Annotated in this window: 27 protein-coding genes and 1 pseudogene; 15 read left to right on the top strand and 13 right to left on the bottom strand. The window is 65.6% G+C overall.

Annotation, left to right across the window (positions count from 1 at the left end; genetic code table 11):
- Positions 1-363 precede the first annotated feature (363 nt).
- The 6 genes from IEZ10_RS38720 to IEZ10_RS05850 all read left to right on the top strand — a co-directional run bounded on the left by IEZ10_RS38720 (position 364) and on the right by IEZ10_RS05850 (position 4152).
- Positions 364-516, top strand: coding sequence for a helix-turn-helix domain-containing protein (locus IEZ10_RS38720; RefSeq protein ID WP_268246283.1), 153 nt, complete (start codon positions 364-366; stop codon positions 514-516).
- Between the two features lie 11 nt (positions 517-527).
- Complete coding sequence (locus tag IEZ10_RS05870) at positions 528-806, top strand: hypothetical protein (RefSeq protein WP_189245419.1); 279 nt, start codon at positions 528-530, stop codon at positions 804-806.
- Complete coding sequence (locus IEZ10_RS05865) at positions 803-1420, top strand: hypothetical protein (protein WP_189245418.1); 618 nt, start codon at positions 803-805, stop codon at positions 1418-1420. The genes IEZ10_RS05870 and IEZ10_RS05865 overlap by 4 nt, the downstream gene beginning before the upstream one ends.
- A 1212-nt stretch (positions 1421-2632) precedes the next feature.
- Positions 2633-2785, top strand: coding sequence for a hypothetical protein (locus IEZ10_RS05860; RefSeq protein WP_189245417.1), 153 nt, complete (start codon positions 2633-2635; stop codon positions 2783-2785).
- 5 nt (positions 2786-2790) lie between these two features.
- Complete coding sequence (locus IEZ10_RS05855) at positions 2791-3273, top strand: hypothetical protein (protein WP_189245416.1); 483 nt, start codon at positions 2791-2793, stop codon at positions 3271-3273.
- Between the two features lie 15 nt (positions 3274-3288).
- Positions 3289-4152 (top strand): phage major capsid protein, encoded by an 864-nt coding sequence (locus tag IEZ10_RS05850; protein WP_189245415.1) that lies wholly within the window; start codon positions 3289-3291, stop codon positions 4150-4152.
- 291 nt (positions 4153-4443) lie between these two features.
- Here IEZ10_RS05850 and IEZ10_RS05845 read toward each other — a convergent pair whose 3' ends face one another.
- Entirely contained in the window at positions 4444-4689 is a 246-nt protein-coding gene (locus tag IEZ10_RS05845) for a hypothetical protein (protein ID WP_189245414.1), read from the bottom strand.
- 582 nt (positions 4690-5271) lie between these two features.
- The gene (locus IEZ10_RS05840) at positions 5272-5499 is read right to left on the bottom strand and encodes a hypothetical protein (protein ID WP_189245413.1); all 228 of its coding nucleotides are present in this window, start codon (positions 5497-5499) and stop codon (positions 5272-5274) included.
- 97 nt (positions 5500-5596) lie between these two features.
- Here IEZ10_RS05840 and IEZ10_RS05835 point away from each other — a divergent pair, with 97 nt between their 5' ends.
- Positions 5597-5878 (top strand): GntR family transcriptional regulator, encoded by a 282-nt coding sequence (locus tag IEZ10_RS05835; RefSeq protein WP_229810984.1) that lies wholly within the window; start codon positions 5597-5599, stop codon positions 5876-5878.
- A gap of 564 nt (positions 5879-6442) precedes the next feature.
- Here the strand turns inward: IEZ10_RS05835 and IEZ10_RS05830 are convergent.
- From IEZ10_RS05830 to IEZ10_RS39800, 3 genes are all read right to left on the bottom strand, one after another.
- Positions 6443-7165 carry a hypothetical protein gene (locus tag IEZ10_RS05830; protein ID WP_189245412.1) on the bottom strand — a complete coding sequence of 241 codons (723 nt, stop codon included), beginning with the start codon at positions 7163-7165 and terminating at the stop codon, positions 6443-6445.
- A gap of 78 nt (positions 7166-7243) precedes the next feature.
- Positions 7244-8170, bottom strand: coding sequence for a helix-turn-helix domain-containing protein (locus IEZ10_RS05825; RefSeq protein WP_189245411.1), 927 nt, complete (start codon positions 8168-8170; stop codon positions 7244-7246).
- 323 nt (positions 8171-8493) lie between these two features.
- Complete coding sequence (locus IEZ10_RS39800; protein ID WP_268246282.1) at positions 8494-8625, bottom strand: hypothetical protein; 132 nt, start codon at positions 8623-8625, stop codon at positions 8494-8496.
- A gap of 643 nt (positions 8626-9268) precedes the next feature.
- Between IEZ10_RS39800 and IEZ10_RS05815 the strand changes: the two genes are divergently transcribed.
- On the top strand, positions 9269-9874 hold the full coding sequence (locus IEZ10_RS05815) for a DUF1707 SHOCT-like domain-containing protein (protein ID WP_189245410.1): 606 nt from the start codon (positions 9269-9271) through the stop codon (positions 9872-9874).
- Between the two features lie 114 nt (positions 9875-9988).
- Positions 9989-10249: an alpha/beta fold hydrolase gene (locus IEZ10_RS05810; protein WP_189245409.1), complete on the top strand. Its 261-nt coding sequence runs from the start codon at positions 9989-9991 to the stop codon at positions 10247-10249.
- 167 nt (positions 10250-10416) lie between these two features.
- On the opposite strand, the gene IEZ10_RS05805 is transcribed toward IEZ10_RS05810, so the two are convergent.
- Entirely contained in the window at positions 10417-11622 is a 1206-nt protein-coding gene (locus IEZ10_RS05805; RefSeq protein WP_189245408.1) for an MFS transporter, read from the bottom strand.
- A 72-nt stretch (positions 11623-11694) separates the two neighbouring features.
- On the opposite strand from IEZ10_RS05805, the gene IEZ10_RS05800 reads away from it, so the two are divergent.
- From IEZ10_RS05800 to IEZ10_RS38715, 3 genes and pseudogenes are all read left to right on the top strand, one after another.
- On the top strand, positions 11695-12666 hold the full coding sequence (locus IEZ10_RS05800) for a GlxA family transcriptional regulator (RefSeq protein ID WP_189245407.1): 972 nt from the start codon (positions 11695-11697) through the stop codon (positions 12664-12666).
- A 33-nt stretch (positions 12667-12699) separates the two neighbouring features.
- Positions 12700-12849 (top strand): annotated as a pseudogene (locus IEZ10_RS40605) (SNIPE associated domain-containing protein); the annotation flags it as partial.
- A gap of 122 nt (positions 12850-12971) precedes the next feature.
- Positions 12972-13280, top strand: coding sequence for a tetratricopeptide repeat protein (locus tag IEZ10_RS38715; protein ID WP_229810983.1), 309 nt, complete (start codon positions 12972-12974; stop codon positions 13278-13280).
- A 169-nt stretch (positions 13281-13449) separates the two neighbouring features.
- Here IEZ10_RS38715 and IEZ10_RS05790 read toward each other — a convergent pair whose 3' ends face one another.
- From IEZ10_RS05790 to IEZ10_RS05780, 3 genes are all read right to left on the bottom strand, one after another.
- Positions 13450-14442: a hypothetical protein gene (locus IEZ10_RS05790; protein WP_189245405.1), complete on the bottom strand. Its 993-nt coding sequence runs from the start codon at positions 14440-14442 to the stop codon at positions 13450-13452.
- A gap of 497 nt (positions 14443-14939) precedes the next feature.
- The gene (locus IEZ10_RS05785) at positions 14940-15416 is read right to left on the bottom strand and encodes a lamin tail domain-containing protein (RefSeq protein ID WP_189245404.1); all 477 of its coding nucleotides are present in this window, start codon (positions 15414-15416) and stop codon (positions 14940-14942) included.
- 224 nt (positions 15417-15640) lie between these two features.
- Positions 15641-15898, bottom strand: a complete 258-nt coding sequence (locus IEZ10_RS05780; RefSeq protein ID WP_189245403.1) for a hypothetical protein — start codon at positions 15896-15898, stop codon at positions 15641-15643.
- A 1045-nt stretch (positions 15899-16943) separates the two neighbouring features.
- Here IEZ10_RS05780 and IEZ10_RS05775 point away from each other — a divergent pair.
- Positions 16944-17285, top strand: a complete 342-nt coding sequence (locus IEZ10_RS05775; protein ID WP_189245402.1) for a GIY-YIG nuclease family protein — start codon at positions 16944-16946, stop codon at positions 17283-17285.
- A gap of 140 nt (positions 17286-17425) precedes the next feature.
- On the opposite strand, the gene IEZ10_RS05770 is transcribed toward IEZ10_RS05775, so the two are convergent.
- Positions 17426-17860 carry a hypothetical protein gene (locus IEZ10_RS05770; protein ID WP_189245401.1) on the bottom strand — a complete coding sequence of 145 codons (435 nt, stop codon included), beginning with the start codon at positions 17858-17860 and terminating at the stop codon, positions 17426-17428.
- A gap of 426 nt (positions 17861-18286) precedes the next feature.
- Between IEZ10_RS05770 and IEZ10_RS39795 the strand changes: the two genes are divergently transcribed.
- A complete protein-coding gene (locus IEZ10_RS39795) occupies positions 18287-18415 on the top strand; it encodes a hypothetical protein (RefSeq protein WP_268246281.1) in 129 nt (42 codons plus the stop codon).
- A gap of 118 nt (positions 18416-18533) precedes the next feature.
- Here the strand turns inward: IEZ10_RS39795 and IEZ10_RS05765 are convergent, their stop codons facing one another.
- Together IEZ10_RS05765 and IEZ10_RS05760 are read right to left on the bottom strand one after the other, a co-directional pair.
- A complete protein-coding gene (locus tag IEZ10_RS05765; protein ID WP_189245400.1) occupies positions 18534-19193 on the bottom strand; it encodes a response regulator in 660 nt (219 codons plus the stop codon).
- Complete coding sequence (locus IEZ10_RS05760) at positions 19190-20368, bottom strand: sensor histidine kinase (RefSeq protein WP_189245399.1); 1179 nt, start codon at positions 20366-20368, stop codon at positions 19190-19192. The genes IEZ10_RS05765 and IEZ10_RS05760 overlap by 4 nt, the downstream gene beginning before the upstream one ends.
- 137 nt (positions 20369-20505) lie before the next feature.
- On the opposite strand from IEZ10_RS05760, the gene IEZ10_RS05755 reads away from it, so the two are divergent.
- Positions 20506-21327 carry a CPBP family intramembrane glutamic endopeptidase gene (locus IEZ10_RS05755; RefSeq protein ID WP_189245398.1) on the top strand — a complete coding sequence of 274 codons (822 nt, stop codon included), beginning with the start codon at positions 20506-20508 and terminating at the stop codon, positions 21325-21327.
- A 44-nt stretch (positions 21328-21371) separates the two neighbouring features.
- Here IEZ10_RS05755 and IEZ10_RS05750 read toward each other — a convergent pair whose 3' ends face one another.
- Positions 21372-22274 carry a hypothetical protein gene (locus tag IEZ10_RS05750; protein WP_229810982.1) on the bottom strand — a complete coding sequence of 301 codons (903 nt, stop codon included), beginning with the start codon at positions 22272-22274 and terminating at the stop codon, positions 21372-21374.
- Positions 22275-22278 lie beyond the last annotated feature (4 nt).

The raw sequence follows: 22278 nt of genomic DNA, 5'->3' as shown, positions 1-22278 counted from the left end.
CTATCTTTCGAGGTGGTGCGGCCAGTGTCCTTAGCACGCCGTTGGCGCGTTTGACAAGACCCATTCATAAGGTATGTTGCAGTCCGTTGGTTAAACGGCCATGCCCAGTGGTCGGTGACCATCATAGAAGCGCTCTGTTGTTCTCGGTCCGTTGAGCGCCGGATCGAGAGACGGAGCGCTTTCGTGCTTTCTAGAGGTTAAAGCGTGTACACGGCCTGAGCTTAGGCCGTGTACACGCCCTGGGGTCGCATCTTGATAACTCAATAGTGCAGGCAAGCGTAAGAGTGCGGTGGACAGAAGGGGGGCAGACTGAATCCTGCCCCACGATCAAGGAGGGCTCAACTGAAAGAGCGTCTTTGGACGGTGGATGAGGTTGCGGACTACTTGGGAGTTCCCAAGTCGCGCGTGTACGACAACTGGCGGTCGTGGGGTCTGCCGTTCCTCAGAATCGGCCAGCAGCTTCGCTGCGAGCCTAGGGCGCTGTACGAGTGGGTCACTGAGCAACGAGCAGCATAGGAAGGATGATGATGAGCATTCCGATGGGTCCTAGCGACCTGTTCGCGGTTTCCGGTATCCAGACCACGTATCACGGCAATGTCAGACGAGCTGTGATTACCTACCCGGACGGTGTGGAGACTGAGCTGAGATTTCCTCTGCCTATCAGGCGGGACGAGGCGGTTACCGCCCCCATGCCTCCTGGGGATGCGTACATGATCCGCATGATTACGGAAGAAGAAGAGGAAGACGGGCGAGTGTATGGCTACGTGGCGTACTGGAGCCCGAGCGTCGAGGAGGTCTCTAAGTGACTCCTGAGCCGCGCTGGATTCTTAGCGCCAACTACGACACCAAAGTACTTTACGAGCGAATGTTGTGGGATGAGCATGCAGGCGGCATGCTCTCTCGTGAAGACTTCGACCGTAGGGGCCTACTGTTCGCCTACGGCATTGTGAGGCATGTAAACGGAAAAACCGGTATCGCTGGGGTGGGGATATCGAAGCTGGCGCAGGACCTCGGCTATGACTCTGAGAATCATGGATTCCATAAGGCCCGAAAGGTGCTGTTGAATCTTGGCTTCCTGACTTGCCGAGGGAAAGTAGGACGGGCATCGAAGCTCTCCATGTCGGTCCCCGAAGCTCTCCGGGATAAGACGGATAAGCAAGGGAATCAGATCTATGCAACCTTGTTCGATTCCGTCACTGGCGACCTGGTGACCGTAACCGACACGAGCAAGCTAGATGGTGAAGCACGGGCTAAGCCCATTCCGGAATCAAAGTCTGACGTCGCTACCACGGCGACAGGCCAGCCTGAACCAGGCTGGTGGTACACCGAACCAGAGGGAGACGACGAACCGTTGGCACCTCCACCCTTGGTAACCGTCAGACCTCCTCGCCGGTCGCCTCGGTTCAACGCAACTGTATGACTGACGCGAAGACTGTCGCATACCCCTCTCCAGAGGGGACTAAGTAGGAAGTATGAAGAACTAAGGATGAAGCTTGGAGCCCTAAGCGGAAAGCTTCAAGCGCGAAGGTGGAAGAAGGAAGCCCGTAGGGCGAAGCAACAAGCGTAGAGCTGGAAGCCCGAAGGGCTGAAAGCCAGCGGGCAAGGTAAGACGACTAGCTCCGATCCCAACGGGGATCGCCGGCTAGGCACTCCGATGGAACAGGGGGTATGCCGTTTAGGCGGCTACCCCCTGTTTGTTGGACAGCTTGTTGGCTGTCAGGGCTGCGCCCTGATTCCGCCCGATGGGCTACTAGCCCGCTCTTCGCGGGCAAGCTGATTCACTTCCGTAGGAAGGACTGGGCATCACCAACCCCGATGCGGCAGGCCGCGAGAGCCTGCCTTTCAAGGTTCGCAAATGCACCTGTGCTTACAGCGCTTGTGGTAAGGACTTCACGGCCCGACGCGCTTACGGCGTCGCTGGCCCGTGGCCGAAGTACTGTCCCGGCGGTACATGCGCCAGCGAAGCGAAGAAGGCCCGAGACAGAGCTAGGCCGCGCACCTACGAGCGGTGCGCCCAGTGCGGGCGGAAGAATGAACTTCGTTGGAGCCAAGGTGAGTACTGCTCTGCCCTCTGCTTCGGGATGGCTGCGCTTATAGCGCGGGGAAGCTCTGAGAGCGACGCTAAGGCCCGCGTGGAACAGGTCATAGCCGATAACCCTTCGTTGGAGGAAAGACGCTCTCCCGCCGCTTCTGGCGAGCGGGAAGCTAGGTTCTCCAGTCGAGACACCAAGCTTCTGAGCGCCTGGGAGATGAGCGAAGGGTTTGGGGTTATCCGGCAAGAGAAACCCCTCGGCGGCCACCGAGGGCCGGAGGAGGGTTACACCTGTCCTGGTATCGCTTCTCGTGTCACTGCCCAGCACCCTTGGTTTGCTTCTCACCCGAAGTGGTGGGAGGAGTCTTATGTTCCGATGATCCGCATCGTTGGGAAGGTTGTTCCTCTGCGCGTCGTCGGCTTCCTTAATCTGGCGTCGCTCGTCTCGGAATCAACTAGGCCCCTAACGCTAGCGGCCTAGCCTCTCGTCGCATTAATTACTATGTGAAGCCTGCTAAAGGCAATCACCCTTCATGCAAAGCCCCGGTGTCGTCGCACCGGGGCTTTGTTGTTTCTCCGCTAACCAAAAGGAGCTTGCGCATGCTTACCCATAACGACATTGCCAACCTTGGCCCTGACGACTTCGCTGCCCTGTACGAGACGGGTGCGATTGACCACCTGGTGTCTGATCTGGAAGTGACCGACCGCGACGACGACGGCACCGTTACCGGTGTCATCTACAACGTGAGGTAAGCCCCGTGGACGCACCCAACACCGACAGCACAACGGCAGACGTTCACCCCAACACATCTGGTGAAGCACCAGGGGTGGAAAATCCGGGCCTGGAGAGTCGAGACCCTGACGGACTGGACTTCGCCACTACTGACTTTTTCGAGAGGGCGCAGGAGCTAGGGAAGGCCCGTAACGAAGTCAAGGAACTACGGGCTAGCCTCACCTCCTCTCGTTTCGAGCTGGAAGCCGCTAAGGCTGGCGCGCAGATTGACGGAATACTGCCCTACCTGAACATGAGCGTGTTCGTAACCGAAGACGGAAACCCTGACGTTGAGAAGATGCAGGACTTCATTGCATCGCTAGGGGCAACGTCTAAGAAGCCTGCGTTTACTCAGGATGTCTACGCCGGTGGTAGAGGTTCCGGAGGTGGTCCGAACCTCCGCAGGCCGGAAAGCTTTCGCGGCATGACGCCTGCCCAGATTGCCGCATACGCCAAGGGCAAGTTCTAGAGAAGGAATACTGAAATGATTTTCTCCACCCAGGTCGGCAGTTTCATCCCCGAGTTCTGGAGTGCTCAGCTTCAGATCAGCATGAACGCTAACGCTGTCGTTAGCTCTAACCTTTGCACCAACCGGGACTATGACGGCGACGCCAGAAGCGGCAGCAAGGTATGGATTAACTCCCTAGTTGATCCCACCGTTTCCGAGTACGTCGGAGCGCCGATCACTACTAACCGACTCCAGACCAACGCAACCGAGCTGCCCATCGACCAGGGCGACTATTTCAGCTTCACGCTCAAGGACGTTGAGCGTTTCCAGATGATCGGAGAGCTTGCCGCTACGGCCACGGCCCAGGCCGGGCAGAAGCTCATCGAAGCGTCAGACCTGTTCGTCGGGTCGCAGATGCTTGCCAACGCTGGGGCTAAGGACATCGCTATCAGCATCCCGGCGGGTACCAACGCCGGGGATGCCCTCTATGAGAGCATCGTCGATGACATCGTGACAGTGCTTGATGAGAACAGGATTCCCGAAGACGGGCGATTCCTGGTCGTCACTCCCCGAGTTAAGGCCATGCTTCTCAAGTCATCTCGGTTCATCGACGCAAGCCAGTACGGCAGTAGCGAGCCCATCCGGAACGGCGTCATTGGCCGCTTCGCCGGGTTCACTGTGCAGATGAGCACGAACCTTCCGAAGACCTCGGGTGCCTACACCTCCGACATCATTGCCGGTCACCCGATGGCTACGACGTTCGCTGAGCAGATTGAAGAGGTGGAGTCGCTACGCGATCCGGAGGACTTCGGTTCGATCATTCGCGGCCTGCACGTCTACGGCGCGAAGGTCATTCGACCGGAAGCGCTCGCTACCGCGAAGGTCACCATTGCCGCTTAGGTGAGTAGGCCCCTGCTACGGCGGGGGCTTACTTGTATGTAGCGCAGGGTTTCTAGTAGCCCATTCTCCCCACAGGGAGGGGGTAACCCCATGACCAGGGGAATTGGAAACTGTGGAGGGGGTGGCCTTCGGTACGCGTACGATACTGGGACTTTTGGAAAAGCGCCATAAACGCGGTCCGGCCTGCGTAGACGCGAGATTTGAGCAGTCGGATTTTTGGGTGTCCGTGATACTGCAAGGCTCCTCCCCCGTATTGGGGAGGAGCCACATCATCTATTGCTTCTCTTCGGGTCAGTGGATGGTCGTATCCACCTCCCCGCTTGGCTTGTCCTCCGCTTGCGTCGCGCCTTCCTCAGCGCGATAGGTCAGCGTAAGCTCACCAAGGAGTCGGTTCTTCCAGGTGATCGCAGAAACTTTGTGAGCGTTGCCCTTCGCGATTAAGCGATGGACGCCTAGAAACGTCACGATCATTACTGCGATCGACAGGAGTCCCAAACCCAGGGGGCCGCTGACCACTTCCGTGATCGCAGCCCCCATAGCTTGTTAAGCCTTCTCCAGGATCAGAGACTTGGCCATCTCCGCCCCTTCCTTAACTAGAAAAGCCATCTGAGAGCATCCATTCCCAACGCCCTCTTAGGAATCCACTGCACGCGTCCTAGGCTGAAGCGATCAGTGATGCACTACAACTTTCCCGCAGCCAAAAGCTTGAGCCAAAGCAGGTATAAGGTCGCCACCCCAGGCGACGTAGCGCGTGATCAGTCTACGTAGGCTTACCCCTTCTGTCCCAAGAACCATCAAGATCCCCCGCGTTATAGCCCTCCGGGGTCTAGCCGGCGGGCACGTAGCGTGACATGAAGAAGGCCCCCGCCGTAGCGGGGGCCTGTCTGCGTTACGGGGCCTATTCCAGGACTACGCCAGGGAGTAGACGCCCCTCGGCCCGCCTCTGAGCCTTTAGGCGCTGCCCCAGCTCTGCTGGGGTGCTGCCACACACGACGAGGGACAGGCCCCGACGCTGAGCCAGCTCGGAGAGGTCTGTCCTTCGGATCGCTTGGAACCCTCCCCCTAGCCCCTGCTGGATGTCCCAGGTGCGCCCGTAGGTCTGTCTCAGCTCGGCCAGGGTCACGACGCCCCCGGATCGGCCCCTAGCTCTGCCTCTAGCTGCTTCTGGTCGTCGATGAGCTTCCGGAGGACGTCTAGGTCATCGTGGCTGAGCGTGGCTTGTAGCCCTGCGTCGATCTGCTTGTTGGTGAAGTTGGGCGGCGCCTCTCGGCGTGCCCACCAGGGGCCGCGTTCACTGTTCCGCCAGATGCGCCATCCCTCGGGAGTCTCTTGCTTACTGAGCTGCATTCCTCCAGCGTAAAGCTACTTACCTACTCATGCCTAGTCTTACCCCGGGATACCCGGGGTAAGAGACGGCAGCATCGTCGTACCTACTGTTGGCTATGTGATCAACTTCCGCCCTGATCGGCTGATATGGGAACAGGTGCTCTCAGGGATCCGGAGACGCATCCGGGAAGGTGAGTACCGGCCTGGCTACCCGTTGCCGGGCGTTCCCCGGCTTGCCGCAGAGTTCGGCGTGGCGAAGCGTACGGCGGAACGGGTGATAAGCGAGCTAAAGGCGAATGGCGAGGTTTACGCGGTTCGCGGCAAAGGCACCTTTGTGTCAGACCCCGAGACGGGCGGGCCGCCCGAGGTGATCGAACCAGTGCAGGGGAATGAAGGGTAGCCATTTCGGGGAAAGTCGCCTAGTTCGCCCTGGAACGATGTAATGTTCCACTGTTGCGTGGAGAGCGGCGAAGATGATCTAGGTTTGGCGCAGAAGCAAGGATCTTGGTAGCCATCCCAACCCGTGCCGATCCGCCCCAAGGCTGACACGAAGCTCAGGTACAAACGATCACAGAAGCACAGCGACCCAAGTTGCGGACTGCGTTTAGATCCCTCTCCCCTCTCGCTACGCAGCAGGCTCCGGCAGGAGCCGGGCCTGTCGTTCGTGTCCGACGGGATGGCGATGTCTGTTTACCGTGTGTGGTTGCGTCATGGGGTCGCAGCCCTGCTAGTGCTGCCCCTGCTGTGCATTGTCCTGCTCTCGTTCCCCGCGTGGGTCTCATGGCCCTTCCTGGCGGAGGACAAGCGCAAGACGGTGCTTTCGTTCGTTCGTCAGCTCACCCAGTGGGCTCAGGCAATCGGCGGAGTCAGGAACTAGGCGCGCCTGAACAACGCGAAGTGCCCCGTAGGAAGCCGGGAAGGCAACCTATGGGGCACTTTCGTTCCGCCATGCAGGGCGGGCACCCTACGCGGCGAGCAGATCTAGCGTGTCCTGTACGGCGTCCTGACGGGACGAGAGAAGCTTGCGGGCCTGGTCAAGTGCTTCCCTACGGGATCGAGGGCTGAGACGGGGCAGAACCGTTTCAAGGTCGGTTCCCGTGACTTTGCTCGGGTCTTCCACGGCGACGAGGTACGCGGCGGCCTTCTCGACGTTCGCGGGGCTCACGCGGACGGTGCTTCGCCGCTTCGGGGCAGGGTCCTGGTCCTGGTCGTCGCCCTTCGGTACCTCAGCCGGCTCGCTGGTCATCTCGGGCGTCTCCTCTGCCTCCGCCACGCTCTCAACGTGCCCTGACATGGCCATGTGGAGCAGAACGGCCGCACAGATGGTGGGGACGGCAGCGACCAGCAGAACGAGCCACAGGGACACGCTGAGGGCCTTGAAGGCCACCGCTTCGGCAAGGCCGTTCAACGCGAAGGACAGCACGATTCCCGCTGCCATGTTCCACGCGGCGGTCTTCTTCTGCTCCCGATACTCCCTCGGGATGGCCGACCAGACGCGGGCCGCCATGGTGGCGTACAGCTCGGAAGCAATCGGGAGAGCAGCGGCAAGGTAGGGGTGCCAGCCGATTCCCACCGCGAGGTTCCACTGCCCGATCACGTTGGGCGACAGGGCGGCCAGCAGGCCGACCGCGACGGCCCAGCTCTTTTCGCGCTCGACTCGCTTCGGCAGGATGCTCGTAACGTTCATCGTGGTTCCTTTGGTGCTGTTGGCGGCCATGGGCACGCCAAGGGGAAGCGTGTACACGGTGTCGTCTGGGAGGCGGCGCTATGCCGCGAGAGGGACGGCCCTACGGGTCAGCAGCTCACGAGCCATGGCGACGTGGCGGGCTACGTCAGCGATGGGGCCGGGCTTGCGGGTGCTTCCGGTCACGCACTGCGGGCACCGGCCGGGGGCCGGGACGGGTCGGGCGCAGTCATCGCACTCGGCGCTAGCGGCCTTGGCGGCCTTCGGGGCCGCAGCCACGCGGGCGGGCATCTTGTCCCTGAGCCGGTGAATGATCAGCGCCACGGGCGAGCGAAGCTCATCGGGAAGAGCCGTCGTCAGGACGGTCCGGATCTGCGTCTCGGTAGCGCCACGGTCAAGCCATTCGGCGACCAGGGGAGCAACCTTCGCCAGGTCTCGTCTGCCGATCGTCAGCCGGGGCTCTACGCGCCCCAAACGGCCCATGAGAGCCGCACAGGCGGCCATCTCGTCGTTGTCAGGGCTGGCTTCCTCCCCACCCTTCCCGGTTGTGTCAGCGGGCTTCTGAGCCTCGCTCGTCTCGACCGCAGGGGGGTTGGTTTCTTTCTCCTGGTTCTTTACCCCTTTAGGGGTAGTGCCCGACGCACCGGTGTTCGGCTCACCGGTGTCCGGGGCGTCGGGTTTCGGTGCGACCTGCGGAAACTCGGCATTCTCGCCGGTCTGAGGAGTGTCATAGACGTCCACCACGGTAGACACGCGGCCGGTGTCGCTGCGGACGCGGTTGCGTGTCATGTAGCCGTGTTGGATCAACTCGCGCATGGCTGCCGCGATGGCAGTCTTCCCCTCGGAGTTCTCTGCCGCGAGAGTCCTGATGTCCTGTCGGGTGCCGTCGGGCAGGGACAGGAGGTAGGCCAGCAGCCCTCGGGCCGTGAGGGACAGCCGGCGATCACGGAGCACTTCGTTCCCGATCACGGTGAAGAACGCGCTTCGCTTGCTACGGTGGATACGCACTTGGAACTAGACCTTCCGGTGCCCAGCCCCGGCGTGGTGCCAGCCATGTCGGGGCTTCTTCCTGGTTGAGTCCCTTCCGATGTGTCACCAATGCGTCATCAGAAGGGGGTCCAACGGGGGACAACGGGCCGGAACGGGCCGAACACCGATCTCCCCATCTACCAGGACAAACACCATGGGAGCGGAACGGGCCGGAATGGTCTACAAGCCCTCAGTTTCTTCCCGGCCTACAGGCCGACTCGTCCGCCTTTCCCGCCCCTGACCTGCGGCGGAGTCGTCCTTCAGGGGGCTTGGAACCCCGAGAGGGCACATCGGGGACACATTCAGGTGAGCCAGAGCGCGGCGGTGAAGGCGTTGCCCGGTGCCGTCCGCGCCCGCTCGGAGGCATCCGGGACCAGATGCCCGTACAGGTCCACGGTCGTGGTGATGGACTCGTGCCCCAGCCACCGGGACACCTTGGAGATGGGCGCGCCCTGGGCGGATAGGCGAGCAAAGCGGCGCAGAGCCAGGCCGCGAGCGTGCCGGCCCGTCGGTTGCCCACCCTGGCGAACCGGATGGCGGCAACGGCCGCGCCGGTCGCTCCCGCCGCCGGCGCGAGCACGCCGACCGGGTCGGTGACGAACCCCTCGTGGCCGGCCAGCCGGAACGCGAGCAGAACGGCCACCGCGACGCCTCCGGCGACCCCGGCCAGAACCCGGCCAGAACCCGGCCCGCGGACGGCGTCCGGACGATGGCGGTCATGCTGGTCTTACCCGCGGCCGGTCACGAGCCGAAGCGGCGCCATGCGCCACACTCTGACGTCCGGCAAATCGGGCGTCACGGCCCCTCGTCGTCCCGCCGCCGGGGTTCACCATGCCACGGGGCCGGCTCACCTCGCTGAGCGAGGAGTCGGCGAGCAAGGGTCACGTGGTGGCCGCCATCGATCACACCTACGAGTCGTACGGCACGAGCCTCCCCGGTGGGAGACCGGCCCTGATCCTTCTTCGGTACGCGCCGCGGTGCCTCAGAAAGGTGGAACACTCGCGCGGTGCCGTCTCGTGTTTCCCAACTTGGTCCCTCGACCCCTTGTTGTGATGAATGAGAACTATCGTGACCACCATGGAAAATCCCCCTAAGCGCAGGGACTCCCAGACGTCGCACCTGCGCGCCTCGGACAGCAACAGGGAGCAGGTCGCTGCTCTGCTCGGTGAGGCCCTGAGCACCGGTCAGCTGAGCCACGATGAGTACTCCGAGCGCCTGGACGGCCTCTACCAGGCCAAGACGGTGGGGGAGCTTGAGATCCTCACCCAGGACCTGCAGGTCGAGCGGCACCGTCCGGCCGCGAGCCCGGTGTCCTATGTTCCCGGTGCGAGCTCCGAACCCGAGAACATCGTCGCCATCTTCGGCGGCACTGAGCGCAAGGGCCGCTGGCGGGTACGGCGGCGGACCAGAGCGCTGGCCCTTTTCGGTGGGATGCGGTTCGACCTGACCGGCGCCGAGTTCGAGGCGAAGGAGGTCGAGATCACGATCAACGCGTTCTTCGGCGGGGTCGAGATCATCGTGCCCGAGGGGGTGAAGGTGCACTGCCAGGGCGTAGGCATCTTCGGCGGCTTCGACGTGCCCAGCGCCGCCGGCGCCGACCCGTCGGCGCCGGTGGTCGTGGTGAAGGGCCTGGCGATGTTCGGCGGAGTGAGCGGCAAGGTCAGGCGCCGGCCTGAGCGTTGAGCGGCGCGCCCGGGCGCGCCGCGAAGGCGTCAGCGCTACCCACTCGACGAGGCATGGTGGCGTCACGCGGCGGGGGTGTCCCACGAGCGCGTCTCCAGCCCCGTGGGCAGGGAGATGCGCCAGTCCGCCGCGGTCGCGGCGACCGGCGACCTGCTGCCTCGGCTGTCCGCAGTAGGCGTGCCTACCCTGGTCATTCATGGCGAAGACGATCCGATGATCCGGCCGCGCTCGGCGAAGGAGATCGCCGCCGCCGTTCCCGGTGCCCGCCTTGTCCTCTATCCGGGTATGGGACACGACCTCCCGCGTGAACTCCGGCCCGCCATCGTCGACGAGCTCTGTGCTCTGGCCGGCCGTACGGAGCCGGCGTCCGGCTGAAAAGTGGGAGTGTTCTCCTTCGGCCGCCGCGCTCGGTGTCCGCCGTGTTGGCCTGTGAGCCGTACACCGCCGCTGAGGCCGGTCTGTGAGCCATCCGGCCCGCCGGGCGTTTCCGGTCGGCGAAGGGGAGAGTCGCCTGCTCACTCGCCGGGCCGGACCTGATCCGGCTACGCCAGCGAGTCGGCCGGGACCGGGATCGATCGGCCTGTGGCCTCCTGGGGGTCCCGGCTCAGGCGCCTGATCGGCTTGATCAACAGCAGTGCCGCCACCACGCCGACCGTCACCAGGGCCGACCCCAGGATGAAGGTGCGCGGTTCGACCAGCGTGGTGACCGGACCGGCCATCGCCTGCCCGACCGCCATGCCCGCGACGGACCCGGCCACCTGGTAGGCGTTGACCCGATTCATCACGTCCGGCGCGACCTGCGTCTGCACGCTGGTCGACCACATCACCGACCAGAACGCCCACGCGCATCCCCCGAGCAGGTGCCCGGCCATCAGCAGCGGCAGCGGCAGCCCGAGCGCGACCGTCAGCGGCACCGCCACGTACCCGCTCAGCGCCGTCGCCCCGGCCACCAGCGGCCTGGACGGCCTGAGCCTGATCGCCACCAGCCCGCCCAGTACGGTGCCGAGGCCGAGCGCCGCCATCACCCAGCCGTAGTCGGCCCCGATGACCTGCGACGACAGCGGCACGTACGGACCGACCACCAGAACGCCCCAGAACACCCACACCAGGATGACCGACCACATCCAGCTCCTGGACTTGAACTCCTCCCAGCCCCTGCGCAGGTCGCTCAGCACGTTGGAGGGCTCCGGCTTGGGGACGGTGACCCGGACCAGCAGCAGGCACACCCCGCTGACCATGAACGTCGCGGAGTCCACCGTGTAGACGAAGACCGGCCCGGTGACGACGATGAGGACTCCGGCCAGTGCGGGGCCCGCCAGTTGGGTGACCGCCTCGGCGATCTTCAGCGTCGCGTTGGCCCGCTGCGGGTCCTTGGCGACCAGGGGGACCATGCCGTTGACGCACGGTTCGAACGTCCCGGCGCCTATGCCCGACAGGAACGCCATCGTCAGCAACAGGGTGAGTGACGGAGCACCGTCCAGGAAGGCGATGGCCACACACCCCTGGGTGACGACCCTGAGCATGTCCGCGCCGATCATCAGGCGCCGGGCGCCGATCCGGTCGGCGACGACCCCGCCGAACAACATGACCAGCACGGCCGACGCGGTCCAGATCGCGAGCGTGTAGCCGACGCCCGCGATCCCGTACACTTTCCCGATCGCCAGCGCCGAGGCGACGGGCATCATCGCGTCACCGAGGAGCGAGACCGTGCGGGCTCCGAAATAGAGGGTGAAGTTCCTCGTCCACATAAGCCCTAATTCTGGATTTTTCCAGATCAGAGAACCGGTGTCCTAAATGACATCATTGGGTACATTTGCGCCATGCCCCTGGACTGCCCGGAAACGCCCCCGGCGCCCCTGAACCCGCATCGCGTGGTCGCCCTGGTCGCTCCGAACCAGGAACTCCACCCGGTCACCTCCGCCTCGGCCGTCTTCGGCTACCACGGTCCCGACATCCCCCAGCGCTACGGCTTCAGCCTGTGCGCAGAACATCCGGGCTCCCTTCCCACCACTCTCGGCGTCCCCATCCAGGTGGACAGCGGCCTCGAAGCCCTCGACAATGCCGACACCGTGGTCATCGCGGGCTGGACCTTCACCCTCTCGCCCGCCGTACTTCACGCGGTGGCCCGAGCCCATGCTCGAGGCGCCCGCATCGTCGCCGTCTGCGGTGGAATCTTCATCCCCGCAGCCCTGGGCCTCCTGGACGGCCGCCGCGCCTCCGTCCACTGGGAACTCTCCGCCGAACTCGCCGCCCGCCACCCCCGCGTCATCCCCGACGACACCGTCATCTACGTCGATCACGGTGACGTCGCCACCGCCGGAGCCTCGGCCGCCACCCTCGACCTCTGCCTCCACCAGGTCTTCCAGGAGTACGGCGCGGCCCACGCCATGCGCATCGGCCGCCAGCTCGCCGCCGGTCCGCACCGCGAGGGCTGCCAGCGCCAGTACCCTCCCCTGCCCACCACCGGCCCCATGCCGGACTCCCTGGCCCCCCTGCTTGAATGGCTCCTCTCGCGGCTGCCCGACCAGATCACCGTCGAGGACATGGCCGCCTACTCGGGCGTTTCCCCCCGCACCCTCACCCGCCAGTTCGCCGACCAGCTCGGTGTCCCGCCCGGCCGCTGGCTGCTGGAACGCCGCCTGGCCGCCACCCGTGCCCTGCTGGAGGAGACCGACCTGCCCGTCGAGACCATCGCCACCCGCGTCGGCCTCTCCTCGGCGGTCAACCTCCGCCGCCGCTTCCACACCGCCCTGCGCACCACCCCGGCCGCCTACCGCCGCTCCTTCCGCTGAAGGTCCCAGACCCGCCCGCCGCGCGCGGCCAGCGTGCGCCCGTACAAGCTGCAGTCGGCCGTCGACCGGCTGGAGAAGGCCATAGAGATGATCGTCAAGCTTGACAAGACGATGGACATCCACGTCAGCGGCGACTACCACCGGCTGAGGGCCTACGGGTTGGAGTTGGCCGCCGATTACCTGGCCAAACAGGAGGAGGAGAAGGAGCGCACCCGCGCCGAGCGGGAGCGGCAGCGCGAGGAGGAGGCTGCGCGGCAGGAGTTCGAGCGGATCTGGAGGAGGCGGTCGCCGCCGGAAGGCAAGCGGTGCAGGCCGCCTCCGCCGACGACCCTGACCGGGCCAGGTTCCTGGCCCACCTTGCTGACACGCTGCAGCTGTGGTCCCGGGAGACAGAGGAGCCTGCGTATCTGGAGGAGGCGATCCCTTTCTGGGAACAGGCGTTGGAGATCTTTCCCGCCGATCACCCTGATCGGGCTGCTTACCTGTCCAACCTCGGTGTCGCGCTGGAGATGCGGTACGACCTGGCCGGAGCGTCGGCAGATCGGGAGGAGGCGATCGCCGTCAGGGCGCAGGCGGCGCAGACCGCTGGAGACACGAGAGAAAACGATCTTTAGCTGTACGCCTTCAACGCCGCTTGTACGGCGCGCACGGCCGAGGTGATGCACGGGGTCGCATCGCGGCTCGACTCTGCCCCTGACCGTCGGCATTGACCAGTAGGAACGCCCCGAACCGACCATCGCTCCGGGATGTTCTCGTTGTGTCGACGGCAGCTCTGGATCGGGTTCAGGTGTCTACCTCATAGCGGTACCAATGCCGCGGATCCCCGTCTTCGTGCAGCCACAGTGTCCCATCTCTGCCGATCCTCCCCTGTGCCCAGCCGGTCGGGTGTCGGTCCTCTGGTAGCAGCAGGCACTCGCGTTCCGTCTCGGTGACGGCTCCGCCCTGTCGGCGGGCTCTGCGGATCTCCCAGCGGAAGCCGCCGCTCGCTCGGTGCTGATCGAGGAAGGCAAGCTCAGAACCGGAGACGGCCAAGCCGCTGCACCGCGTGACGGGGTTCGGTGTGATGCTTCGGACACCGTCAGCGTCGATCTCGATCAGCGGAAAGTCGATGTAGGGGCACGCGTGGACCATGTCGCGGCCGACATTCAGCGCATAGCAGTCGCACCAGACGACGCCTGGAGTGTGGGACGGCGCCATCCAGGGCGGACTGCCGTCGCTGTCCCAGCGCGCCAGACCGATCATGCAACCGTAGGAGCGGGTGCCGTCCGGGTTGGGGAACCAGTAGTTCGACTGGTCGAAGTAGCTGGTCCAGATGTTGCCCTGGGCATCTGTCATGAGCTGCTCGATGTCGTCACCGGCGTAGAAGGCTGACCGGGTCTGCCCGCCTCCGTCGATCACCCGGACGTTGTCGGTGAGGTGTAGTTCGCCCTCGGGAATCGGCCCTCGGTGGCGCTCGATGTCGATGCCTACGGGCTCACAGCGGGCAGCGGCCAGCACGATGCCCTCGCCGAGGGTGTCGATGCGGGTGAACCACAGGCCGAGATCTGTCAGTGGAATTTCGCGAATCTCGGCTCCGTCGCAGATGACGGCGGTCGCGTCGTAGCGTGGGGGCGGTCGGAGCGCGGAGAAGTGCGGGATGGGGGTGAAGCCTTGGGCGGGGTCGGCAACCAGGGCGGCGAGCCGGCCGCGGTGGTCGATGGTCGAGGCCAGGACCTCACAACGGGCGTAGCGGTCGGGAAGCGTCGCGTGCAGCGCAAGCCGGCGGTCAGCGACCATGGGCCTTTCTTGTTGTCATCCATCGATGATCGCATACGAGGCGGCATCGAGTCATCGACGCGTGCGACTCCACACTCAAGATCGAATACATGTACCGGCACTGCTTCCCCATGCGAGCCGGGGCCCGGCTGAAGATCGCCGTCCTGGATCGCCGACCTCTACAACGCCCATCGGCGGCACGGCGTCGCCGACAGGCTGTCGCCGATCGTCTACGAGCAACAAGTCATGGCCGCGCGAGCCGCCACCAGGGTGAGGCTTCAGGAAGCCGTCACCGCATAACGGAGTCTCCACGTTTTCAGGGGATAGACGCTCACAGTCCCTGAATTCGATGCATGTGATCGATGGCCGCCGCTCTGACCTGCGCGGATGAATCATCGGCACCCACAGATCCCGGTCCCCGGCACGAGACGTCACAACAGCTTGAGAGGTTGATACTCCCGCCAAGGTGAACAAAAGAAAGCCCTCGCCCGTGGTGGGCGAGGGCTCTCGGCGTACGGCTACAGGCAGTTGACCGACGCGGCCCGGGAGTTGTTGTACGAGCAGGAGTCGATGAGCTTTCCGGATGGGTCGCGGATGTATCCGGTGTCCGCGGCCTGGTTCCAGATGTAAGCGAACGTCCCTCCGGACCGACCCCAGTAGCGGGTGGTCGAGGTGTTCGTGCCCTTGCCGGTCCGCACCGTGACCGTCTTCCCGGCGCCGAGGGTGAACGTACCGAACGTGTAGACGTGATCCGGCGCGGACGTCTTATCGCGGAGGGTCCACCCCTTGAGGTTGATCGCCTTTCGGGTGGTGTTCTTGAGTTGCGCCCACTCGCCGTTCAGGCTGCTGTTCGCCCCGTTGTCCGGCGACCCGGGCGAGTTGTAGTAGATCTTCACGAACTGGACCGCGGGGAGCGCGGCGGCCTGCGCCGGAACAACGGGGACGAACGCCACGGCCAAAGCGGCGGCGGACAGAGCCAGGGAGAGAGAGCGCACCGGTGGATCCTTCAGCATGTGAGATATGCGGCAAATGTGAGACGTCTGGCCTGCGGTGCAGGTTGGCAGGTGAATCCGGTTTTCTGGGCGTACCAGGGCATGACGACGCCCGCGCCGGATCGAGGAGTGAGGGCGTCGACGTAGGTCCGGTACGGGTCCGTGCGGTTCGCGAGGCCTCACACTCCATGGCGTCGAACGCCGAGCCGGGACCTGCCATCGGCTCGTCACGAAGTGGCCGCGAGTGAAGTCACGACCGGGGATGCATCCGGAGCGGGCTCCGGCGTACCTGTCGAGTGAACGGACGACCGCACCAGGCTGCCGATCATGAAGCGCTCGACGATCGCGGTGCTCGTGGCCGTCTGCATGGGGGCGGCGCTGTTCTGGTCGCTCCTATCGCTTTCCTGGTGTTGTTCTATGGGTGCAACGCCGACGATGACCGGCTCGCCGCCTCCCTGGCCACGCTCAGCGTCCTCGACGCTCATCCGGCGAGCGCGACGCCGCTGACGCAACTGCTCTTGAGGCCGTGCAGACGCCTTGCCTCGTCCGATGGTTCACAGGTCCAACCAGATGAGTTGGAACAAGGTCGATTGCTGCTCGACTGCACCAAGGTGACTGATCTGTCCCATGGCGCTGCCTCATGTTAGGGCGTACCGTTCGATTAGAACGAGCGTTCGATGCCGGTGGGCATTGAGAGTGAATGCTCAATTGGCCGCTTCTGGTCATGGCGAGTGAGCCAAGGCATATCGCAGGTAGCAAACGGCTCAGAAACATCACGGGCAAGTCGAATAACGGAGCAGAGAGACATGAACGACGAATTTTTCCCACCCGGATATGTTGCGCCCGATGATCCTGCTGTCCAGCGGGCGATGGAGGTGATTGATGGGCTCCATCCCTCCGAGCAGAGGGAGTTGATCCGTAGCTCATATCGCGCCGCCTTGGCCTATCGGCGAACAGGCGACATTGACCACCTCGAGAGATTCGCTGATAATTTCTTGGAAACCGTTCATTTGCGCGGCATGCCTGCATACGCGGAAGCGCTGAAGAGGCCGCCCCGAGGCCCTCGGGGTCGGGAAGGAACGCTCGACGTCGAAGAGGTGCTCAACCGACTCGCGGAGTAGCCATGGCGGAGCTGCGGCTCCAACCTGAAAGTCAACATGTGCTCACGGAGTGGTGGAACTCGAGTCGTCCGAGGGAAGGCGATCGGGAACTCGTCCATGAGGTATTGCGTACCATTGGCGATGGGACATGGAGCCGAAGGTGGCACTGGAGACAAGACGTGGCCGACGATCGGCAGAATCTCCCGATGGTGATGATCAGGCCGCGAAACAGTCTGGTGGTTTTAATTCGATTCTGGCCCGCTGATGATCCGCCTGAGTTCGAGCTGATCACGATCGTCGACGTGACCGATCCGCCAGAACAAAGTTAAGCTCAGTCTCCTGATCGCGTTGGCGAACGTCTCGTCCATGTCCGTACGCGTCCGCTGGGAGGCCTCCGGAATGAGGCGGTGTTGTAAACCGATCAGTCCAGGTGGCTGTCCTCCAACGGCATGTGTTTGACGGGGCATACGGCCGAGGAGGACGTCCACGATGGAATGCCGGTTCAACTCGCCCCCGGACGTACGCGCTGATCTTCAGCGATGACGCGGTCGGACTTGAGGGACGGCTGCATGCCGCGCTGAACGACCGGCGGGTCGACAAGGTCAACCTCCGCCGGGAGTTCTTCCGCCCCACGCCCGCGGAGGTCAGGAATCTGCTGGAGCAGATCGCGGGCCGACATCTGCTGGAGTATCGAGACGTTCCCGAAGCGCTGGAGTGGCGGCAGTCGATTCACGCGACGGCGGCGGTGGGGGAAGGCGAGGCGCGCGTCTGACGGCATGGGATCCGGGAGCACATCGGGGGCACATGGCGTTGGCTGATCGGCGAACCTGGTGCGGTCCACCGAGAGTTCGAACGCTTCACCTCGCCGTAGGCCGGCCACCTCGCCACGCGAGGCGGCCGGGCCTTTCCACGTCAGGCCGGGATCTGCTTCTCGTACCAGGTGTAGTAGACGTAGGTGCTGCCGGGCCCGGTCATCGTGCCGTAGACCTGCCAGAAGCTGTTGGCGCCGGGCGAGTAGCGGAAGACCTTGTCCCCGGGTCGGGCGTCCACGAACACGCTCGTGGACCCGTCGGCGGACCGGATCCGTGCCTCGATCGTGAATGTCGAGGTGTCCGGGATGTCGAGGCAGATCTCGTACGTGTACGCCGACGGACCGGAGAGGTTGTAGCTACGACCGTCAACCGCCGGCCGCTGGACGTTGGTGGGAACGTAGCTGTTCAGAGCCCGGGTGTACCCGCCCGTGGAGCAGTCGACCTCGGGGGCGGCCGCGGACGCGGGACCGATGCCGGTGAGCGTGGCGCCGAGGACGCCGGTGACGACGGCGAGAACGGAGATGGTGCGCTTCATGCCTCTCCTCATCCGTGTGGTGACCCTCCAGCTAAATAGTTGAAGGATAAACTGATTCTGGTCCGGTTGCCGTATTCGGACAAGTCCGAGCAAGGATTCATGCACTTTCGAGGCAAGCGGGTCACGTTCAGTCCTCGATGTCGGCGGGCGACCACTTGTGACCCTCACGTCCGGGGGTATCAGCGACGACATGGGCTGAAAGCGGAAGGTCGCAGAGGCGGAGTGTCGGCGAAAGCCCGATCGGGGACACTTCGAGATCGGTATCCCTTCGACGGGCGCTGTAATCTTTTCGGCTTTCATTCCTCTCATCAACCCGCTCCACCGTTACGCGATCGACGCGTCAGTCGTCGGCGTATCCGTGCTTCCACGCGCTTGCCGATCTCGGCGGGGCCGGCCGGAGAGGCTTGGACCAACTCGGCCGAGGTCATGGACGGCGCGATCCCGGCCGACGTCGCCGAGCGGGTCACCGCGCCGGTCGCCGACGTGTGGGTCGGCGTGGTCCGCAACCCGGTCTGCCCGTCGGACGGCCGCGTGCCGTGCCGCGACCACCCCTGAGTTTCCCCCTCGGTGCGGAGGCGGCCGTCGCTGGAGCACGGCAAGTCGCGCCTCGTCTCCACGAAACCCATCGCACCAGGAAGAGACGCGTCGGCACGCGGGCGGTGGGGACCGGTCGTCACGGGGAGGGCCGATGGGTCCGCTGCAGGTGCAGGGCGAGCCGTGTGCGGTCGCGGAGACCGTATTTGCGGAGCAGGCTCGTGACGTGGTTCTTCACCGTCCCCTCGGTGATGAGCAGCCGGTCGGCGATCTGCCTGTTCGTGGCCCCGGTCGAGATCAGTCCGGCCACCTGGGCCTCCCTGGCCGACAGCCCCTCCCGATCAGGCAGAGCGCCGGGCAGCGCCCGCGTGGCGGAGCGGCGGATCTCGGCGACCAGCCGGGCGGCCACCGGGGAGGCCAGTACCGTCTCGCCCCGGGCGGCCCGCCGGATGGCGTCGACCAGTTCCGCCGGCGTGCAGTCCTTGAGCAGGTAGCCGACGGCGCCGGCCCGCAACGCGCCGAAGATGTAGTCGTCCTCGTCGAACGTGCTGAGCACGACCGAGGCCACCGCCGGATACCGGTCCGACAGCAGGGTGATCAGCTCGACGCCGTTCATCCTCGGCATCCTGGCGTCCACCAGCGCCACGTCCGGACGGCACCGCCCGGCGGCTCGCAGGGCCTCCTCGCCGTCGGCGGCCTCGCCGACGACCTCGATGCCCTCCTCGATCTCCAGCATCTTGCGCAGCCCCTGGCGGATGAGCTCCTGGTCGTCGGCCAGCAGAACCCTGACGGTGCTCACGGTGCCGCTCCCGGGTGGACGGGCAGTTCCGCGCGTACCTCGAACCCGCCGCCGGGGCGGTCGCCCGTGGTCAGGGCACCGCCCACGGCTCGGGCGCGTTCGGCGAGCGAGCCCAGGCCGAACCCGCCGTGCGCCTCGCGGTCGCGCCCACCGCCGTCGTCGGTGACCGTCAGCACGACACGGTCGTCGTGGAAGGCCAGGCCGCCCCGCACCCGCCGGGCGCCGGAGTGCCGGACGGCGTTGGCCAGACCTTCCTGCAGCACCCGGTAGAGCACGAGTTCCACGTCGGGCTCCAACGGCAGTTCCTCACCCGAGACCTCGAAGGAGACCTTGAGCCCCGTGCCGTCGAACGAGGCGGCCAGCTGTTGCAGCGCCGCGCTGCCGACATGGCCGTCGAGCGCGAGCGGGCGCAGCGCCCGGGCCCAGCGGCGGGCGTCGGCCAGTGCCTGGCGCGTGAGGTCCTTCGCCTGGCGCACCTCGTCCCAGGCGGCGTCGGGACGCCGATGCCGGAACCGTTCCGCGTTCTCCAGACCCATTTTGATCACCGTCAGGTGGTGACCGACGGAGTCGTGCATCTCCGCGCCCATCCGCGCCCGTTCCTGGGCGACCGTCAGCTCCCGGATCCGGGCCAGCAGCCGCTGCGCCTCCTCACGCCTGCGCCGTGCCTCCAGTACCGCCGACGTCATGCCCAGCACGAAGGCGGCGAACACGACGAGGGGTACGGTCTGCGCGACGGCGTCCAGGACTCCGCGCCCGTACACCTTCACGACCGAGAGGAACAGGCCGCAGCACAGGCAGCCGACGATCACGGCGGCCGTCCGCATGCCGTAGACGAACGCCAGGTTGGCGATGGAGATGAGCGGGAGCAGCTGATGGATCTCATCCGAGCCGGCCGGCCCCAGCGTGAACGTCGCCACCAGGAACACCACCGCCGCCGGCCCCCGCCATCCGCGGGTGCGCCGCCACGGCAGCACGAGCCACAGCGCGCCCACCAGCGCCACGTTGGCGCCGAACACCGTGATCCGCGCGATCGAGGGGCCGGGGGATGTTCCGGCGTGTACGGCGTAGGTGAGCGCGGTGGCGGCGAGCACCACCCAGAACACGACGCTCAGCAGCGGCGGCGGACCGGCGTCACGCGGCTGGACCCGGGGAGAGGGCCCGGGAACACGGGGCATCCGGCGACGCGGCACGATACGACCCTAGTTTCCCGCGCCGCCGGTGTGATCCCCCTACAGATCCATGACGAACGTCATGGTCGGTTCCTCCCGCGGGCCGATGCCGCACGACTGCCCGCTCCCTAGCGTGGCGGTTCATGAGAGTCACCCATCCCGTCTGGGCCGTCCTGATCACCGCCGTCGCCATGCTCGCGCAGGTGATCATCGGAACCGCCCCCGTGACGCTGCTCCTCGAACGCGACAACGTCCTCTACCGGCCCCTCGGCATGATCGGCATCACGCTGGCCTCGCTCGGGCTGGTCTACCTCATCCGCCGCCTCGGTCGCCAGCCGTGGCGGGGCGTGGGTCTCAGGGGATCCTGGCGGGCTCCGTTGCACCTGCTGCTGGGCGCACTGGCGGGCACGGCCGCGATGGCCGCGGCGAACGCCCTGTCGGTGGCGGTCGGCGCCGCCGCCTGGCAGCCCTGGGAGATGGTCACGGCCGGGTTGCCGTACCTGCCGCTGATGATCGCGTTCGCCCTGCTCAGCCAGGCTTTTCCCGAGGAGCTGCTGTGGCGGGGGCACCTGTTCGACACCCTGTCCGACCGGTTGACCCCGCCGGTGGTGCTGGCCGTGGTGTCGATCGGCTTCGGCGCGATGCACCTGATCTCCAACAGTCCGGCCGACACCCCCGTCGAGCGACTGCTCTACGTGGGCCAGGCGACCGCGCTCGGCTTCGCCTGCGCGGCCGCGCGAGTCCGTACCGGGGCGCTGTGGGCGGCGGTCGGCGTGCACACCGGCTTTCACATCGCCAACATGCTGCTGCCCACCCGGGACATCGCCTACGGTGTGCAGCTCGTCATCATGGTCGGCACGCTCTGCGTCACCGGGCTGCTCATCCTGGCCGGCCGCCGGCGGGACGGCACGGCGGCCACCGACGGGACCGTACGGACGACGGCCCCGCCCCCCTTCCGGCGGTGACGGAGCGCCAGGCCGGGAGATCAGGCCGGAAGCGTCGCCGCGGATCAGAAGCCGATCAGCTCCGGCGCCTGGGTGACGGACCGCAGCATGCCGGGCAGGACGGTGCGCAGCTCACCGAGCGTCTCGGGCGGCAGGTCGAGACGGACCTCGAAGACGGTCTCGGTCTCCAGCAGGTCAGCCGCCTCAAGCGTCAGCTCCAGCCGGAGCGTCGTGCCGCCCAACGTGATGGAGCGCACCCCCTCACCGGTGCCGCGCATATCTTGGCGCGCCACCCGGTAACCCTCCTGGTAGGACGTCACCAGAAGGTGCTCGGCATCGGGGCCGTCGGCCTGTTCCGTCAGGTAGATCAGGCACCGGCCGTGTTCCTGGTCATGACCGAAGGCGCGGGCGGTCATGGTCGTGGTCGGGCGGTAGGCCAGCTCCCCGGTGATCGGCGACGGAGCCGGCGGCCGGCGGTCACCGAAATGGTCGTACCACCGGTCGTAGCGGTCACCGTACGCGGTGGGCAGCCCGAGGGGAGCGGCGGTCGGCAGCGCGGCCAGCAGCCAGCCGGGCGGCTCCTTACGGGGGAAGACGGTCAACTCCGCCAGCGCCGCCGGCGGCGGCACATCCTCGAACGGCTGCGCGGAGGAGTCGACGCGTCCGGTGTAGCCCCTGCCGCCGGGGGAGAACTCCAGCTCGCAGATGAACCAGGTGCCCGCGCCGTCCCGGTAGGACAGCTCACGTACGCGCTGGAACGGCTCCGCCGTGCCCTCGACGGTGATCTCGCGGCCGTCGCGGGTGACGGCGGTCACCGCGTGCGAGCCGACCTGGGCATGGCGTACGGCCAGCCGCGACCAGCCCGGTGCGGCGGCGGCACGGGCGAGATCGCCGATCTCCATCAGCCTGGCGTGGGCCTCGTCGTTCCGGGAACGCCAGTTCCTGTTCCGCCTGGTCCGCTCGGACATCATG

The organism is Streptosporangium pseudovulgare (assembly GCF_014648055.1).
GTDB classification, from domain to species: Bacteria; Actinomycetota; Actinomycetes; order Streptosporangiales; family Streptosporangiaceae; genus Streptosporangium; species Streptosporangium pseudovulgare.
Note: the sequence above shows the minus strand (reverse complement) of the source record. Positions and strands in the feature narration are given on the sequence as shown.